A 17,782-nucleotide genomic window follows, 5' to 3' on the forward strand; every position below is an offset into this window, starting at 1 on the left:
TTAAGACCGGAAAATCACCGGTCAAACACCACCGTCACGACCGATGTCATTAGTGGCGACCTCCGATGGTCTGATATCAATAACAATAGTAAAACTATTTTTAGCGGAGTCGGGTAGAGTTGGTGTGCTATGTCGGCAAGATTAGTGTGTTTTTTACACTAATCTTGCGGGGCGATTCAAAGACGTGATTTGTCGGCTTTGAATCGAGGTCGCAGACCGCAGTGTGGCTGGGGCCGTCCCCCATAGCATCCAATTCTACCCGACGGAGCGGTCAATTTAAGGATAAATAGTATTTGTGTTACGGCGATGATGATAATTTTTGATCTTTGAACCTTTAGACTAAAAAAGAACCCGGCGCAATGCCGAGTTCCCTGTAATTTAAAACTATTTATTTTCGAGTGCAGCTAAGCCGTCCGTCAAAACCTTCTTCAAGGTTGCAGCGGAGTCTTGCATTTTCTTTAATTCATCAGCTGAAAGTGGTGATTCGATGATCTTCTTCAGACCAGTGCCACCAATAACGGCCGGTGTACCGATGTAAATATCGTTTAAACCATATTGGCCGTCCATGTAGGCGCCAACAGGTAAAATGGCATTTTCGTCACGAAGGATGGCTTTCGAAATCCGCATTAACGCGGTCCCAATTCCATAGAAGGTTGCGCCTTTTAAGTTGATGATGTCGTAAGCTTTGTTACGAACGCCATCTTCTAATTTGGCCAAGTCTTCATCGGAAACGCCTTGTTCCTTAGCGATGTCTCTAACTGGGCGGGTCCCGATTGTTGCAGTTGAGTAAGCAGCGAATTCGGAATCACCGTGTTCACCCATGATGTAGGCATCAACGGAACGAGGGTCAACGTCGAATTGTTTACCTAAAGCAACCCGGAGACGTGATGAGTCTAAGGAAGTCCCGGAACCAATAACGCGTTCCTTAGGGAATCCAGAGAATTTCCAAGTAGCGTAAGTCAAAATGTCAACTGGGTTAGCGGCAACTAAGAAGATCCCGTCGAAACCGGAGTCAACAACTGGTTTTACAATTGAGGACAGAATGTTTAAGTTCTTGTTAACTAAATCCAAACGTGATTCCCCTGGTTTTTGTGGTGCACCAGCGGTAATCACAACTAGGTCGGCGTCTTTGCAATCTGCATATTCACCGGAGTAGATTTTCTTGGGAGCGGTGAAAGCCTGGGCGTCTTCAAGGTCAAGGGCGTCACCCTTGGTACGATCCTTGACGACATCGACAATTACAAATTCTTCAGCAATTCCTTGTTGTGCCATGGCAAAAGCGTAACTGGAACCAACGGCGCCGTCGCCGACTAACACAACTTTTTGATGATTTGGCATGCTTGACAAAATAAGTCATCCTCTCGTAATAAAAATTTGGTTTTTACGATTAGATTATACCATGTTTAACAATCACAAGTCTCTAATTTTGATGTGCTTTTAATGAAATTGTTAGCGGTTGCAAAGCGTACGTTTGACGGGCGTTCACTAATTGATTGTGTTATACTAATTGCACTAAATGGCCCCTATGAAAATAACCGTGAGTTTAGGTGGTCATCACGCATAATATTGAGTTGAAATAAGTAGCAGGCAGGTCGCCGAATCAGGGTAAGTCCCGATTCGGCCTGTTTGGTATGTCAAAAGATAACGGGAGTTCTATATAAGTATGAAAATGATCGTAGGATTAGGCAATATTGGTAGTAAGTATGCAAAGACGCGGCATAATGTAGGCTTCATGGTAGTCGATGATTTAGCGCAGCGGCTCAATGCGGAATTTCAGACGAGTAAGTTTGAAGCTGAAGTAGCGACCGTTTTTAAAGATGGCGAAAAACTCATGCTGGTCAAACCGTCCACGTATATGAACGAATCTGGGCGAGCAGTGGGGCCGTTGATGAGTTATTACAACGTCGCCCCGGCAGATCTATTGGTCATTCATGATGATTTGGATTTACCCTTAGGCAAAGTTCGCTTGAAGCAAAAGGGCTCGGCCGGTGGTCATAACGGAATTAAGAGCATTATTAGTCACGTTGGCGATCCCAAGTTTAAACGGGTCAAGGTCGGGATTGATCACCCTGAAAAAATGAGTGTGGTCGATTACGTGCTCGGAAAATTTTCACCCGCACAGTTAGCGGACTTTAACGATGCTAAGATTACGGCGGTGGCCGCCATCGAAGCGTGGTTAACGACGGATGATTTTGCGGCGGTCATGAATCAATATAACTAAACAGGGGGGCAGTCACATGGATATAGAAGCGATTGTTGAGCAAACGCCCGACTTTCAAACAATTTTAGCGGGCATTAGTCCGAAGAGCCGGCAGTTAATAACCGGTTTGAACGGTTCCGCCCGGACGGTTTATTTAAGCGCGTTATTTCATCAATTGACACATTCTTTATTGATCGTGACGGACAACTTGTTTCATGCCAGTCAGATGGTCGATGACTTAACGAGTCTGCTGGATGATGATCAAGTCTTCTTGTTCCCAGCCGAAGAAATGATGGCTTCAGAAATTGCCACGAGTTCTCCAGAGTACCGGGCACAACGGGTTCAGGCGGTTAACGCGTTACTGCGTGATCAGCCAGCCATCGTTGTGACCTCGGTTTCTGGTGCCCGGCGGTTCTTGCCACCGGTCGAACAATTTAAGGCGGCAAGGTTACCGTTAAAAGTTGGCGACGACCTCGACTTAACGCAGGTTCAAGTTCAGTTACACGACATGGGTTACGTTAAAGAACAGTTGGTTGCCCGTCCCGGGGACTTTGCGGTCCGGGGGTCAATTGTGGATATTTATCCGCTGGATGCCGATTATCCCGTCCGGTTGGATTTATTTGATACGGAAATTGATACGTTGAAGTATTTTGATCCGGCAACGCAGCGTTCGGTTGAAAATTTAGATGCTTATACGGTTTTACCGGCAACTGATTTTATTTTGACCAATGAAATGCTGCAAGCCGGTGCTAAACGGTTGAAGACCGCGATGGCTGCGGAAAACAAAAAGTTGAAACCCGCTGAACGGCAGACGTTAGTGGATAACTTGGCACAACCGCTGTCAGATATGGAAAAGGGTCTGATTGGAAGCGACCTGCTCCTGTATGGCGATTATTTATACGATCGCAAGACGAGTATTTTTGACTACGTCGCTAAGGACGGCGTCGTGGTGTTTGACGAGTACTCTCGGATTTTGGATAGCGAGCAGCAGTTACTGACGCAAGAGGCTGATTGGGTTACGGACCAATTGGCTCATCACCGGGTCTTGTCGACCGCGAACTACGGTAACGAGATGCGCGACTTATTGCGCGACGATCAACACGCGCAAGTCTTAGTGTCGCTATTTCAAAAGGGTATTGGAAACGTCAAATTAGCCCAAGTGACTAACGTGCGGACCCGGCCGATGCAAGAGTTCTTTGGTCAACTGCCAACGCTCAAAACGGAGCTTGACCGGTGGCATAAGCTCAAGCAGACCGTGGTCCTGATGGTTTCGGAAGCGGAACGCTTAACGAAGGTCAGCAACACCCTCGATGATTTTGAAATCAAGGCGATTATGACTAAGGCGGAGAACTTACAAGCCGGCGTCGTTCAGATCGTTGAAGGCAGCCTGCAAAATGGGTTTGAATTTCCAGACGGGCACTTAGTCGTTATCACCGAGCAAGAGATGTTCAAAAAGGTGGCCAAAAAGCGGCCACGACGCCAGACCTTAGCTAACGCGGAACGGCTGAAGAGTTACACCGATTTAAAACCGGGCGACTTTGTTGTGCACGTGAACCACGGGATTGGGAAGTACGTTGGGATGCAAACGCTCGAAGTCGATGGCGTGCACCAGGATTACATCACGATTGCTTATCAGAACAACGCAAAAATTTTTATTCCAGTCACCCAACTGAACTTAGTTCAAAAATACGTTTCGTCAGAGTCGAAGACGCCCCACATCAACAAGTTAGGTGGGACGGAATGGACCAAGGCCAAGCGTAAAGTTGCGGCCAAGATTGAAGACATTGCGGACGAATTAGTCGAGCTATACGCTAAGCGGGAAGCTGAGAAGGGATATGCGTTTCCAAAGGATGACAGTTATCAAGATGATTTTGATAATGAATTTCCGTACCCAGAAACCCCGGATCAGATTCGCAGTATTAATGAAATTAAGCATGACATGGAACGTCCTAAGCCAATGGACCGGTTGCTGGTTGGTGACGTGGGCTATGGTAAGACCGAAGTTGCGTTACGGGCAGCCTTCAAGGCGATTGAAGCTGGTAAGCAGGTGGCGTTCTTAGTACCAACAACCATTTTGGCACAGCAACATTACGAAACGATGCTGAATCGATTTGAAGGGTATCCGGTGAATGTCGGGATGCTTTCGCGTTTCCGGACCAACAAAGAAATGAAGGAAACCGTTCAACAATTAAAGGACGGCGAACTAGACATTGTCGTTGGGACGCACCGGCTCCTATCTAAAGACGTCAATTTTGCGGACTTAGGCCTGCTGATTATTGATGAAGAGCAACGTTTCGGGGTCAAACACAAGGAACGGCTCAAATCGTTAAAAGCGAGTGTGGACGTGTTAACGTTGACGGCCACGCCAATTCCGCGGACCTTGCACATGTCGATGCTCGGCGTGCGGGATCTGTCGGTGATTGAAACGCCACCGACGAACCGGTACCCAATCCAGACCTACGTCATGGAACAAAACTTTGGTGTGATCAAGGAAGGTATCGAGCGGGAAATGCAGCGGAATGGCCAAGTCTTCTATTTGCATAATCGCGTTCACGATATTGAAAAGGTCGTGGCGCAAATCAAGGACCTGGTTCCAGACGCCGCGGTAGCACACATCGATGGGCAAATGCCGGAGTCACAACTAGAAGGCATCTTGTACGACTTTATTCGCGGTGAATACGACGTCCTCGTGACGACGACGATCATTGAGACCGGGGTCGATATTCCTAACGTGAATACGTTGTTTGTGGAAAATGCTGACCGAATGGGCTTATCGCAGTTGTACCAGTTACGGGGCCGGATTGGTCGTAGTAGCCGGGTCGCCTATTCTTACTTCACTTATCAACAAAATAAAGTTTTAACCGAAGTTGGTGAGAAACGGTTGCAGGCCATCAAGGACTTCACCGAGCTGGGGTCGGGATTCAAGATTGCGATGCGTGACCTTTCCATTCGGGGTGCCGGGAACTTGCTAGGTAAGCAACAACACGGCTTTATTGACTCCGTTGGGTATGACCTTTATACCCAGATGTTGTCAGAAGCGGTCGCTAAGAAACGTGGCCAACAAGCGAAGGTCAAGACGGACGCGACGATGGAACTTGGAATCGAAGCGTACTTGCCGACGAGTTACATTGAAGACGAACGGCAAAAGATTGAAATTTACAAACGGATTCGCCAGTTAGAAAATAATGATCAGTACATGGAAGTTCAGGACGACTTAATGGATCGCTTTGGCGATTATCCGGATGAAGTGGCGAGCCTACTTGCGGTCGGTAAGCTGAAAATGCTCGCTGATAACGCCTTAATTGAAAAGATTCAACGAACGGATGGCGACTTGCATTTGACCTTGTCCAAACAAGGAACTGCCAAACTAGATACTAAAGATATCTTTAAAGCGTTGGCAAAAATCAAATTACGAGCGACAGTCGGAATCGATGATGATAAAATGAAGGTTAAATTAGTGATTCAACCAAAGATGCAAACAAAAGAATGGTTGAATGATCTGACCCAGTTCGTTCAGCAGTTAGGGGAGATCTTGATCCCCGCTGATACGGCGGTCAACGCACCGGTCAAGTAATCGGTAGAAGGGGTTTGTTATGCCAAAGGATCACCTGAACACGATGTTCCGGGGTGCCCTCATACTCTCGGTTTCGTCATTAGTGGCCAAGATCTTGAGTGCGGTATACCGGATTCCATTACAAAACATGGTGGGAAATACCGGTTTTTACGTTTATCAGCAAATTTATCCGATCTATGGTATCGGGATGACGTTTGCGTTAAACGGGTTTCCCAACTTCATTTCAAAGTTAGTCGCAGAGCAGCCTGATGAGACGAGTAAGTCGTTAGTGACGCGGCGCGCGTTTCATATTTTAAGTGGGCTGTCGTTGGTCCTCTTCTTGGGACTACAACTAGGTTCTAATTGGATTGCGATTCGGATGGGTGACATCCGGCTAGCGCCGATTGTCAGCGCGGTCGCCTGGATGTTTATCTTCATGCCGTGGTTAGCTACGGGGCGGGGGTATTATCAAGGCCAGTTCTTGATGGGCCCCACCGCTGTCTCACAATTAATTGAGCAAGTGGTCCGGGTCGGTGTGATTATCATGGCCGCGTATTTTAGTATTCACCGCGGCTGGGATGATTACCACATGGGCACGTGGGCAATGAGCTCGGCGGCGTTTGCGGCAATCTGTTCATCGCTTGTCTTTACCAGCTTTGGATTAAAATACCTGTTGGCGCCCGCGCCACTGGCAACGCACCCCTTACCAAGCTACCGTAAATTAACGAAACGCTTCATTATTGAAGGCGGGACGTTATGCCTGGTAGCCGCTGTGGTCATTTTGCTACAATTAGTCGATTCATTTTCGGTCATGAAGGGATTGATGACCCAGGGGCAATTACCTGACGTGGCGAAGTCCCTCAAAGGGGTCTACGATCGGGGCCAACCACTCGTTCAATTAGGATTGGTGGTGGCAACCTCGTTTTCAGCCACGTTGTTGCCGGCGTTAACGAATGCGCTAGCTAAGCGACAATTAATTGAATTTAAACGACACACTCAGGCGATGGTCCACGTGAGTTTGGCACTATCGATGGCGGCGACGGTCGGCTTAATCGTCTTGATGCCTGAAATCAACCGGCTATTGTTCGGTTCATTGGAAGGGACGACCGCGTTGCGCGTCTACGTAATCAGCATTATTTTTGCCGCGCTGATTACGACCTATACGAGCGTGCTCCAGAGTTTGAACCAGTATTCGGCGATGATCATTGGAATCATTGCTGGTCTGGTCATTAAGTTAACCTTGAATTACACGTTGGTCGTCCGTTACGGGATTAACGGGGCGAGCTTCACTACGGTGCTTAGTCTGTTGGTGATGTTTATCATCATGTGGCTAGGGTCACCGGATGATTTACAACAAGTGTTATTAGAAAGCGGCTATGTGATCAAGTTACTAGCCATTAGTATTGGGATGGGAATCGTGGTATTGCTTACCAGCCACGAGATTCAAGCCTTAGTCGGGCCTGCCATGGCCAATAACCGGGGAACTGCGGGAATCATTACACTAATTGGTGTGGTGATCGGCGTTGTTGTCTTCGTTGGTGGAGCAGTCGCCACGCGGTTGTTCTCAATTCGCGAGTGGCTCGTATTGCCATATGGTAAACGCTTGATCAAAGCCGTTGCAAAAGGAAAGGAACATCATTCATGAGTATGCGACTAGATAAATTTTTAAAGGTTTCTCGGATTATTAAGCGGCGTTCCGTCGCAAAGGAAATTGCGGATAAGGGTCGAATTCAGATCAACGGTAAGGTTGCGAAGTCTTCCAGTAACGTTAATGTCGATGACGAATTAATCATTGGCTTTGGTAATAAAACGTTGACTGTCAAGGTAACCCAGTTGTTAGAAACGACGAAGAAAAACGATGCTGAATTGATGTATGACATTGTTAGTGAAGACTACAAAACGGATTATCGCCAACCTTTTAGCGATTAATCGGGGTACTTTGGTTTATTGAAATGGCCCGAAACATTGATGTTATCATAATGATGTCGTTTACACCGCCGGTTGAAGTTGTTATAATTTAGGCAACCCAATTTGAAAGGACTGCACTAGCATGACGAATGGTTCACGGAATAACGTCAAACAGTTAAATAATGATTATTCGCGGCAAGTTGCAACTGACCATCAGGGACAGAAGCAACGCGTCAGTCAAGTTCGGAAACGACGGTTTGTTTTGATCGTGGCAGTATTTGGTGCGTTGATGTTGTTTTTTGGCTATCAGCTGATCAATACGCGAGTAAGTTTGCATCAGGTGAATCAGCAAGTTGCGACTAGTCAGGTCAAATTGAAGAAAGCACAACAAAAAAACGGCCAGCTAGAAACGGAAATCAAGCAACTCAATAATAAGGATTATTTACAAAAGTTATTGCGTTCAAAGTACGATTACACGAAGAGCGGCGAAACGGTTTATAGCTTACCAAATGATAATGCGTCTGACGTAACTGCTAATTAGACGGGGATGCGGTCTTCTTTTTGAAAGTAGACCACTTTTTGCTCGTTGTTCAAATGTTTAACTCGGTATTTCACAAAGTATGCTATACTAAAACCATTATTTCATAGGAGGAACAACTTTTTTTATGGCAATTGAAGTAGGTACGAAAGTCACTGGTAAAGTATCTGGGATCACTAACTTTGGTGCGTTTGTGAATCTGGGTAATAATCAAACGGGACTAGTACACATCAGCGAAGTTTCCGATGGCTTTGTTAAGGATATCCACGATGTTTTGAGTGTTGGCGACGAAGTGACCGTCAAAGTGTTATCCGTTGGGAATGATGGTAAGATCGGATTATCAATCCGTAAAGCGGTCGATCATCCACAGGGTGAACACAGCCACAATGACCATCATAACGCCCATCAAGGTGGGAACCACCAGGGTAATAATCATGGCCATTCTGATCATAATGAACACCAGAGCAATGGGAACCATCGCGAACGTTCCAACAATTTCCATTCACGGGGCGGTAACGGCGGTGGTCGTTTCCAATCACGTCAACATGAAAATAAGAAACAAGACTTTGATTCATTGATGTCCGGTTTCTTAAAGGACAGTGAAGACCGGTTGGCAACGTTGAAGCGCAACACTGAAGGCAAACGTGGTGGCCGTGGCGGTCGTCGCAGCTAATACTCAGTAGCTTGCTGCCATTAATTTAATTTAAATAAAAAAGCACGGACGTGACGCATATGGGTCACGTCCGTATTTTTTTAAAGATGACTAAGGGTTGAAAAGTCTAAAATTGCTATTAACACCGTAACAATGGCGATAGTTATTCCTAAATTATCCGCTTCGGCGGACAGAACCGATGTGCTATGGGGGGCGGTCCCAGCCAAAGTGCGGTCTGCGACCTCGATTCAAAGCCGCCAGCCCACGTCTTTGAATCGCCCCGCAACGGTAGTCGACGAAAATCATCGGCTACCGTTGCCGACACAGCACATCAATTCTGTCCGCCTGCGCTAAATTAGCTTTGTTATTATTATCGGATAATCGGAAGCTGTCATCAGTGGCAGCCGGAATAACTCACAAGTAGCCAATTTGAGTTTGGATACTGATACAACGGTAATCAATCCCTAAATTTAACTTTCAATCTTCAGAAAATGACGACTGATTGGACAATGTTAAGATCAAGACACTGTGCTTTGAAATTAAGTGAGAGGTGATTTAATGACCCCAGTTCAACAATTTAATCGCCAATTGGCACGCGCGCAGTTACTTAAACCAGATGTGACGGTGGTCGTCGCCGTTTCGACCGGTGTTGACTCAATGGTGCTGCTAACGTTATTGCAGCGGCTGCCCGTCGCGCAACGGCCGCAAATCGTGGTCGCACACGTTAACCATCATTTGCGAGCGCAAAGTCAACGCGAAGCGGAATTTTTGCAGGCATACTGTGCACGGCATGACCTCACACTACGACTGGCGGATTGGTCGGTCGCACAACACCCGCTTACCGGTGTCGAGGCAGCTGGGCGCGCGTTTCGGTATCAGTTTTTCACTGAGGTGATGCGGACCACCCATGCGAGTGCGGTGCTGACCGCACACCATGCAAATGATCAAACTGAGACCTATTTAATGAAGCTAGCTCGCGGAGGAGACCTGGCGCAACTGACGGGAATTAGGCCACGGCGGCCCTTTGCATCCGGCCAACTCGTGCGTCCGCTGTTGACGTGGTCCAAACCGCAGATTCGCAAATATGCGGCGGCGCATCAAGTCACGTTCTTTGAAGATGTGACTAATCAAGACGTGCGGCTGACGCGTAACCGAATCCGTCACCGGGTAGTCCCCGAACTTTTAGCGGTTAATCCTGAACTGTTGACGCACGTTGCGGCGTACGAACGACAGTTGCAGACTTTATTGGAAGCAAAGCAAGCCATGGTGACACAATTATTACCGACGGTTGTCGGGGCGGATAGTCGTTTGAAACTGGTTGCATTTAACCAAGTATTACCACAGTGGCAAGTTCCCGTTTTGAAAGGTTGGCTTGAACAACGGACGGGGCAGCTCGTTAGTGAAGATAAGTTAACCCCCGTACGACACTGGATTCAAAATGAAAACCAGCCGACCGGGAAGCGCCAAATAAGTGGGAACGTGGACTTGGTGAAAAGGGTTGGTACCATTGATGTTCAACCACATAAAAAAAGGGTTAAAAAGTTAATGCCCGGTGAAAAAACTATGGTAGACTTAAACCAATGGCAGAAAATAACTGCAACTCAAACTGTGGGTTTATTCACGCGGATGACTGAGCAAACGGCCCAGCAAACGGCCCAGCCCTTGCGATTAACGGATACGGATTGGCCGCTTTACTTTCGACCATGGCAGGCGAGTGACCAGCTCACACTTCGGGGTGGCGGTCACCAGTCGATTCGACGGATCTTGATTAATCAAAAGGTCCCGGCTAATCAGCGCGATGGAATCTACGTGTTAGTGAACGCACGGGGCGAGGCCTTATGGGTCGTGGGGCATAAGTTTACTTATCGTGCCCATGACTTTGGAACGCAAACAGTATTTTTAGCCTTAAAACATGAGAGTTGAAAGGAGTACATCTGAAACGATGAACAACGACATTGAACGAGTACTTTATAGTCGCGAGGATATCCATCAGGTTGCACAGAAACTTGGAAAAGAATTAACGACCGCTTATGCCGGCAAGAACCCACTAATTATTTGCGTACTCAAGGGTGCCGTGTTATTCACAACGGATATCATCCGGGAGATGGACGTTTATGCGGATCTTGATTTTATCAACCTGTCCAGTTACGGTAATGAGACCATCTCAAGTGGTGAAGTTCAGCTAACGAAGGACCTTGATGCGGATGTCACTGGCCGCGATGTGCTAGTTATCGAAGACATTATTGATACTGGTCGGACACTGAAGTTTTTGGTGGACTTGTTAAAACGACGGGACGTCAACTCTGTAAAGGTCTGCACGCTGCTAGATAAACCGGCAGGGCGCCTCGTGGATATTAAGGCTGATTACATTGGGTTTGAAGTGCCAAACGAGTTTGTCGTCGGCTACGGATTAGACTATGCGGAACGCTATCGTAACTTACCGTATGTCGGAATTCTTAAGCCAAAAATTTATGAGCATTAATAATTGGTCAATGATAGTCAAATGTGCTATTATTTAGACTATCGAAGTATAGTACCATGCTTTTAATAGTATATAAAAAGTTTCGATGAAGGAGGCACATATGAACAATCGACGCAATGGACTCTTTCGTAATAGCTTATTTTATATTTTGATCTTCTTAAGCTTGATGGGGATTATCTACTTCTTTTTCGGTGGGAATTCCAGCTCACAGACCCAAAATATTCGCTATAGCGAATTTGTCAAACAATTAGACAAGAATAACGTTAAGAACGTTAGCATCCAGCCTAGTGGTGGCGTCTACAAAGTAACCGGTTCATATCGTAAGGCACAAACAACTTCTTCCGCTAACGCGTTAGGGATTAAGAGTGCTTCAACGAAGACCACGTCGTTTTCAACGACTATGTTGGAAAACAATTCGACGGTCGACCGCGTTTCTAAGTTGGCGGCTACACACAACGTTAATTTGACGGCAAAAGCTGAAGAATCTAGCGGGATCTGGGTCACGTTGTTGATGTATATCGCGCCATTGATCCTGTTTGTATTCCTATTCTATATGATGATGGGACAAGCCGGTCAGGGTGGCGGTAACAATCGTGTGATGAACTTTGGTAAGACTAAGGCTAAACCAGCCGACAGTAAACAAAACAAAGTTCGTTTCTCAGATGTTGCTGGTGAAGAAGAAGAAAAGCAAGAATTGGTCGAAGTTGTCGAATTCTTGAAAGATCCGCGCAAGTTCGTTTCATTGGGCGCTCGGATCCCATCGGGGGTACTTCTCGAGGGGCCTCCGGGTACTGGTAAAACGTTGCTTGCCAAAGCGGTTGCCGGTGAAGCCGGCGTGCCATTCTTCTCAATCTCTGGTTCTGACTTCGTCGAAATGTTCGTCGGGGTTGGTGCTAGCCGGGTTCGTGACTTGTTTGAACAAGCTAAGAAGAACGCACCGTCAATCATCTTTATTGATGAAATTGATGCCGTTGGGCGGCAACGTGGTAACGGTATGGGCGGCGGTCATGATGAACGTGAACAAACTTTGAACCAATTGTTGGTTGAAATGGATGGTTTCACGGGTAACGAAGGTGTTATCGTCATGGCTGCGACTAACCGTTCTGATGTTTTGGACCCTGCCTTACTTCGTCCAGGTCGTTTTGACCGGAAGATCTTGGTTGGTCGTCCTGACGTCAAGGGCCGTGAAGCCATTTTGAAAGTCCACGCTAAGAACAAGCCATTGGCTGCCGATGTTGATTTGAAAGAAATCGCTAAGCAAACGCCTGGGTTTGTGGGTGCCGACCTTGAAAACTTATTGAACGAAGCGGCTTTATTAGCTGCTCGTCGGAATAAGAAACAAGTCGACGCATCTGACTTAGATGAGGCTGAAGACCGGGTTATCGCTGGTCCAGCCAAGCATGATCGCGTGGTCAGCAAGCGGGAACGGGAAACCGTTGCCTACCATGAAGCTGGTCATACGATTGTCGGGTTGGTCTTAAACGATGCACGGGTCGTTCATAAAGTTACGATTGTGCCACGGGGTCGTGCTGGCGGTTACGCCATCATGTTGCCACGTGAAGATCAAATGTTGATGTCGAAACGTGATGCTAAGGAACAGATGGCTGGTTTAATGGGTGGTCGTGCCGCCGAAGAAATTATCTTTGACGCACAGTCATCCGGTGCTTCTAATGACTTTGAACAGGCAACGCAAATTGCCCGTGCCATGGTCACTCAATACGGGATGAGTGAAAAACTCGGACCGGTTGAATTAGAAAATGCCAACCAGCAAGCTGCTTACCAACAAGGGATGGGCGCAAACGCCTTTTCACAGCACACGGCGCAATTAATTGATGACGAAGTTCGACGGTTAGCTGAAGAAGCGCACCAGACAGCAACGGATATCATTCAATCACACCGTGAACAACATAAGGTGATTGCGGAAGCCCTCTTGAAGTACGAAACCTTGGATGAAAAGCAAATCCTCAGTTTATTTAAGACTGGTGAAATGCCAATTAAAGATAGTGCTAGCGAATTTCCTAGTGAAAAAGCGGCCACTTTCGAAGAATCCAAGCGTGAACTGGAACGGCGCGAAGCTGAAAAGCAAGCGTCACAAGCCAGCGAAGGCACTTCACAGAGTAGCGAAGCAACTTCAGCAGCGTCTGCCGCAACAAGCAGCGTCTCTGAAGCGCCAACCTTCCCAAGTGAATCACAAGCAACTTCTGAAGCAACTAGTGCACCGAAATCAGCGGATGCTTCCGTTGACGATACGGAGACTGGTTTGCCAGGCGAGGACAGTGCTGAAAGTGCTGCACCGAAGTCAGAAGATAACAACGATGATAGCCAAGCTTAATTAAAATCAAGCTATAAAGGAGCCGGGACTTTGTCTCGGCTCTTTTTATGCGGTATGATATTGCAGAATATTAAATGTGAGATAGGAGTATTTAAATGGCAGATTATTTAGTAAAGAGTGTGGCGGGTAACGAAATGTTTCGGGCATACGCTGTGAACGCAACGGGCATTGTTGCGGAAGCACAACGCAGGCACGATACTTGGAGTGCAGCTTCAGCAGCGCTAGGACGGAGCTTAGTCGGAACGTTGTTACTAGCGTCATCCGTCTTAAAGGGTGACGAACGGATGACCGTTAAGATTAACGGGAACGGTCCAGTCGGTGGCATTGTAATAGATGGGAATGCCAATGGGACGGTGAAGGGCTACTTACAACACCCTCATATCCACTTACCGTTGAATGAAAAACATAAGATCGACGTTAAGGGTGCCGTTGGGACCGAAGGATTTTTGTCGGTCACGAAGGACCAAGGTGTCGGTGATCCGTTTACCGGGACAGTTGCCTTAGTCTCTGGTGAGCTCGGTGAAGACTTTACGTACTATTTGGCGCAGTCTGAACAAATTCCGTCGGCCGTGGGCTTATCCGTTTTTGTGAACGACGATAATACGATTGGTGTTGCGGGTGGCTTCTTAGTACAAGTTTTGCCAAATGCAACTGACGAGGCCATCGATACTTTGGAAAATAAACTAAAAGACATGCCGTTAGTTTCGCAACTCTTGCGGGAAGGTAAGACGCCAGAAGACGTTTTGGACCTGTTATTTGATGGTGACGTGAAAGTCTTGGATAAGATGCCGGTCAAGTTTGAATGTGACTGTTCTAAGGAACGGTTTGCAGAATCATTGATGGCGCTACCGAAGCATGAAGTTCGTGAAATGATCGATGAGGACCATGGTGCGACAGCCGTTTGTCATTTTTGTGGTAATGAATACCGCTTCAGCGAAGCAGAACTAGAAGCAGTTCTTTCACGTTCTAAGGGTGATGCTTAGCATGAACCTAAACACACCGTGGCAGATTGGAGACGTGACGATCCCGAATCGATTAGTTGTGGCGCCCATGGCAGGGGTAACTAACGCAGCGTTTCGGGTGATCTGTAAAGATTTTGGTGCAGGACTAGTCGTTTGCGAGATGATCTCAGACCGTGGCATTATGTACCATAATCAAAAGACGTTAGATATGATGTTTGTTGATCCTAAGGAACACCCAATGAGCATTCAGATTTTTGGTGGCTCTAAGGAGACCTTAGTTAACGCAGCCAAGTTTGTCGATCAGCAGACGACGGCAGATATTATTGACATCAACATGGGGTGCCCGGTTAACAAGGTCGTCAAGACGGACGCGGGTGCTAAATGGCTGTTAGATCCAAATAAGGTTTATGAGATGGTAGCAGCCGTTACCGCAGCCGTTCAAAAACCGGTGACGGTCAAGATGCGGACGGGTTGGGATGACCAACACGTGTACGCGGTTGAAAATGCGCGGGCCGCTGAACGAGCAGGCGCTGCGGCACTGGCCATGCACGGGCGGACCCGGAAACAGATGTACCGGGGAAATGCTGACTGGGATATCCTGAAGCAGGTGGCCGATGCGCTAACCATTCCGTTTATGGGTAATGGGGATGTTCGGACCCCGCAAGATGCTGAAAGGATGTTAACGGAAGTCGGTGCGGATGCCGTTATGATGGGACGTGCCGTTGAAGGTAATCCGTGGATCTTAAAGCAGACGGCCCATTACTTGGAGACGGGGGTATTGTTACCCGCACCAACACCGGTCGAAAAGATGGCGACGGCACAGGAACATTTGCGCCGATTAGTGGCTCTGAAAGGTGAACGGGGAGGCGCACACGAATTTCGTGAACAGGCGCCTTACTACTTGAAGGGGATTCCCCGTTCGGCGCGGACAAAAATTGCCTTGATGGAATCAGAGTCGTCAGCGGAAATGGTGACGATTTTACAGGCATTTGCGGCCCAAACGGAAACTTATTTGGCAACGAAAGCGTTAAAGTGAAGAATTCACTTGCATTTTTGCAACGTGACTGTGAAAATTAACATGTAGTGATTGTTTAGGTGCGGTTTAAATGCACGCTAACTAGAAATGGAGGAACACTAGTGGCACGACAAGAACAGACGATGAACGACCAACTTAAGGTTCGTCGCGATAAGATGAATGAACTGCGTGAAGAGGGGATTGATCCCTTCGGTCACCGGTTTGAACGAACAGATTTGGCTCAGGACCTGCATGATAAATACGGGGACATGGACAAAGACGACTTAGATGCAAAAAAGGTTACCGCAACGATTGCGGGCCGGATGCTTGCTAAACGTGGTAAAGGTAAGGTTGGCTTTGCTGATATTTGGGATCGTTCCGGTAAAATGCAATTGTACGTCCGGAAAGATGTTGTTGGTGAAGACACCTATCACATTTTCAGACGTTCAGATATTGGTGACTTCTTAGGGATTACTGGGGAAGTCTTCAAGACAGACTTCGGTGAGTTGACCCTTAAGGTAACTGGATTGACGTTCTTATCTAAGGCGTTACGGCCATTACCAGACAAGTTCCATGGTCTCCAAAATGTGGAACAAATATATCGCCAACGTTATTTGGACTTAATCTCTAACCGTGACAGCTTTAACCGGTTCTTGAAGCGGACAAAGATCATTTCGGCCATTCGGCATCATTTGGATGGTCAAGGTTTCACTGAAGTTGAGACCCCAATGTTGCATAACCAGGCTGGTGGTGCGGCGGCTCGTCCGTTTGTAACCCATCACAATGCCTTGAACATCGACTTATACTTGCGGATCGCGCTGGAATTACACCTTAAGCGCTTGATTGTCGGCGGTATGGAAAAAGTCTATGAAATTGGCCGTGTTTTCCGGAATGAAGGGATGGACCGTGAACATAACCCTGAATTTACGATGATGGAAACTTATGTGGCTTACTTTGACTTCCACGACGTCATGGACGAAACGGAAGGCATCTTTAAGGCGGCGGCAGAAGCTGTTACCGATGATGGGATTGTGACTTATCACGATCAAAAGGTTGATTTCAACCAACCATTCCATCGGATTCACATGGTAGATGCAATCAAGGAAAAGACTGGAATCGACTTCTGGCAACCAATGTCATTAGAAGATGCACGTAAATTAGCAGATGAACACCACGTGAAGTACGAAAAGTACTGGAAGGTGGGACACATTATCAACGCGTTCTTCGAAGAATTTGTTGAAGACACGTTAAATGAACCAACATTTGTTTACGGGCACCCAGTGGAAATTTCCCCATTAGCTAAGAAGAATGAAGAAGACCCTCGGTTTACTGACCGGTTTGAATTATTCATCTTAGGTAACGAATATGCGAACGCCTTTAGTGAACTGAACGATCCGATCGATCAACGGCAACGGTTTGAAGCCCAAGCTGCTGAACGGACTGAAGGAAACGACGAAGCTGAACATATTGATGAAGACTTCGTTGAAGCATTGGAATACGGTATGCCGCCTACTGGTGGTTTAGGTATCGGGATTGACCGCTTAGTGATGTTAATGACTGATGCGGATTCTATTCGCGACGTGCTCTTGTTCCCAACGATGCGTCCTGAAGACGATAAAGCGTAAATAAATTTTAAAGCGACTTTGAGATTAGTGTAAACTAATTTCAAAGTCGCTTTTGCGTTGTAAACCGGCGATTATGGGTGAAAAAATGGAATTTTTAGAAAAAGTTGCAATTATTTTAAAACGAACGTTAATTTCTACTTTGGTCTTTAAAATAAAGAAAAGACGAATTATCGCTCTGGAAAACGGGGCTTTGAAATCAAAATGGCCCGTTCAGATTCGATATATCCGTACATTATAAAAATCGGGAAGCTAACATGGTAATAATTACTGGTTGAAATTGCAATTTGGGGCTTGCAATTGGAAGGGATAATTGGTAAATTAGTATACGTTGTTGAGGCGCACAAAGCGGTTAGCCGCTTAGCTTCAACAGAAATCATTTATAAAAAGTTGTTGACAAGTTGCTAATGACTTGATACGATGATTAAGTTGCGTTGAGGTAATCAACTTAACGATTTAGATCTTTGAAAACTGAACAAAGTTTCGACAAATCAAATGTGTAGGGTCTCTTGATCTTG

13 protein-coding genes are annotated in these 17,782 nt (G+C 46.7%); 12 read left to right on the forward strand and 1 reads right to left on the reverse strand.

Annotated elements, in window-relative coordinates; genetic code table 11:
• Positions 1-384: 384 nt before the first annotated feature.
• Positions 385-1,347 (reverse strand): L-lactate dehydrogenase, encoded by a 963-nt coding sequence (locus IV64_RS07160; protein ID WP_057706577.1) that lies wholly within the window; start codon positions 1,345-1,347, stop codon positions 385-387.
• Positions 1,348-1,663: 316 nt separating this feature from the next.
• Between IV64_RS07160 and pth the strand changes: the two genes are divergently transcribed.
• From pth to lysS, 12 genes are all read left to right on the forward strand, one after another.
• The gene (gene pth / locus IV64_RS07165; protein ID WP_057706578.1) at positions 1,664-2,221 is read left to right on the forward strand and encodes an aminoacyl-tRNA hydrolase; all 558 of its coding nucleotides are present in this window, start codon (positions 1,664-1,666) and stop codon (positions 2,219-2,221) included.
• A gap of 16 nt (positions 2,222-2,237) precedes the next feature.
• On the forward strand, positions 2,238-5,774 hold the full coding sequence (gene mfd / locus IV64_RS07170) for a transcription-repair coupling factor (RefSeq protein WP_057706579.1): 3,537 nt from the start codon (positions 2,238-2,240) through the stop codon (positions 5,772-5,774).
• A gap of 19 nt (positions 5,775-5,793) precedes the next feature.
• Entirely contained in the window at positions 5,794-7,398 is a 1,605-nt protein-coding gene (locus IV64_RS07175; protein ID WP_057706580.1) for a polysaccharide biosynthesis protein, read from the forward strand.
• Between the two features lie 2 nt (positions 7,399-7,400).
• Positions 7,401-7,682: an RNA-binding S4 domain-containing protein gene (locus tag IV64_RS07180; RefSeq protein ID WP_057706605.1), complete on the forward strand. Its 282-nt coding sequence runs from the start codon at positions 7,401-7,403 to the stop codon at positions 7,680-7,682.
• Between the two features lie 121 nt (positions 7,683-7,803).
• Positions 7,804-8,202, forward strand: a complete 399-nt coding sequence (locus tag IV64_RS07185; RefSeq protein ID WP_057706581.1) for an FtsB family cell division protein — start codon at positions 7,804-7,806, stop codon at positions 8,200-8,202.
• A 124-nt stretch (positions 8,203-8,326) separates the two neighbouring features.
• A complete protein-coding gene (locus tag IV64_RS07190; protein ID WP_057706582.1) occupies positions 8,327-8,872 on the forward strand; it encodes a S1 domain-containing RNA-binding protein in 546 nt (181 codons plus the stop codon).
• A 537-nt stretch (positions 8,873-9,409) separates the two neighbouring features.
• The gene (tilS, locus tag IV64_RS07195; RefSeq protein ID WP_057706583.1) at positions 9,410-10,774 is read left to right on the forward strand and encodes a tRNA lysidine(34) synthetase TilS; all 1,365 of its coding nucleotides are present in this window, start codon (positions 9,410-9,412) and stop codon (positions 10,772-10,774) included.
• 19 nt (positions 10,775-10,793) lie between these two features.
• Positions 10,794-11,333, forward strand: a complete 540-nt coding sequence (gene hpt / locus IV64_RS07200; protein WP_057706584.1) for a hypoxanthine phosphoribosyltransferase — start codon at positions 10,794-10,796, stop codon at positions 11,331-11,333.
• A 100-nt stretch (positions 11,334-11,433) separates the two neighbouring features.
• Positions 11,434-13,665: an ATP-dependent zinc metalloprotease FtsH gene (ftsH, locus tag IV64_RS07205; RefSeq protein ID WP_057706585.1), complete on the forward strand. Its 2,232-nt coding sequence runs from the start codon at positions 11,434-11,436 to the stop codon at positions 13,663-13,665.
• Between the two features lie 95 nt (positions 13,666-13,760).
• Positions 13,761-14,648, forward strand: coding sequence for an Hsp33 family molecular chaperone HslO (gene hslO, locus IV64_RS07210; protein WP_057706586.1), 888 nt, complete (start codon positions 13,761-13,763; stop codon positions 14,646-14,648).
• A 1-nt stretch (position 14,649) separates the two neighbouring features.
• Positions 14,650-15,663, forward strand: a complete 1,014-nt coding sequence (gene dusB / locus IV64_RS07215; RefSeq protein WP_057706587.1) for a tRNA dihydrouridine synthase DusB — start codon at positions 14,650-14,652, stop codon at positions 15,661-15,663.
• 101 nt (positions 15,664-15,764) lie between these two features.
• On the forward strand, positions 15,765-17,267 hold the full coding sequence (gene lysS, locus IV64_RS07220; RefSeq protein WP_157061086.1) for a lysine--tRNA ligase: 1,503 nt from the start codon (positions 15,765-15,767) through the stop codon (positions 17,265-17,267).
• Positions 17,268-17,782: the final 515 nt, after the last annotated feature.

Origin of the sequence: Lactiplantibacillus xiangfangensis (assembly GCF_001438845.1) — a bacterium.
Classification (GTDB): Bacteria; Bacillota; Bacilli; order Lactobacillales; family Lactobacillaceae; genus Lactiplantibacillus; species Lactiplantibacillus xiangfangensis.

What these genes read in the sequence shown, in the direction of transcription:
- mfd (WP_057706579.1), top strand. Translation starts at nt 2,238, where the DNA reads ATGGATATAGAAGCGATTGTTGAGCAAACGCCCGACTTTCAAACAATT.
- pth (WP_057706578.1), top strand. Translation starts at nt 1,664, where the DNA reads ATGAAAATGATCGTAGGATTAGGCAATATTGGTAGTAAGTATGCAAAG.
- IV64_RS07175 (WP_057706580.1), top strand. Translation starts at nt 5,794, where the DNA reads ATGCCAAAGGATCACCTGAACACGATGTTCCGGGGTGCCCTCATACTC.
- IV64_RS07185 (WP_057706581.1), top strand. Translation starts at nt 7,804, where the DNA reads ATGACGAATGGTTCACGGAATAACGTCAAACAGTTAAATAATGATTAT.
- ftsH (WP_057706585.1), top strand. Translation starts at nt 11,434, where the DNA reads ATGAACAATCGACGCAATGGACTCTTTCGTAATAGCTTATTTTATATT.
- IV64_RS07180 (WP_057706605.1), top strand. Translation starts at nt 7,401, where the DNA reads ATGCGACTAGATAAATTTTTAAAGGTTTCTCGGATTATTAAGCGGCGT.
- hpt (WP_057706584.1), top strand. Translation starts at nt 10,794, where the DNA reads ATGAACAACGACATTGAACGAGTACTTTATAGTCGCGAGGATATCCAT.
- tilS (WP_057706583.1), top strand. Translation starts at nt 9,410, where the DNA reads ATGACCCCAGTTCAACAATTTAATCGCCAATTGGCACGCGCGCAGTTA.
- hslO (WP_057706586.1), top strand. Translation starts at nt 13,761, where the DNA reads ATGGCAGATTATTTAGTAAAGAGTGTGGCGGGTAACGAAATGTTTCGG.
- IV64_RS07190 (WP_057706582.1), top strand. Translation starts at nt 8,327, where the DNA reads ATGGCAATTGAAGTAGGTACGAAAGTCACTGGTAAAGTATCTGGGATC.
- dusB (WP_057706587.1), top strand. Translation starts at nt 14,650, where the DNA reads ATGAACCTAAACACACCGTGGCAGATTGGAGACGTGACGATCCCGAAT.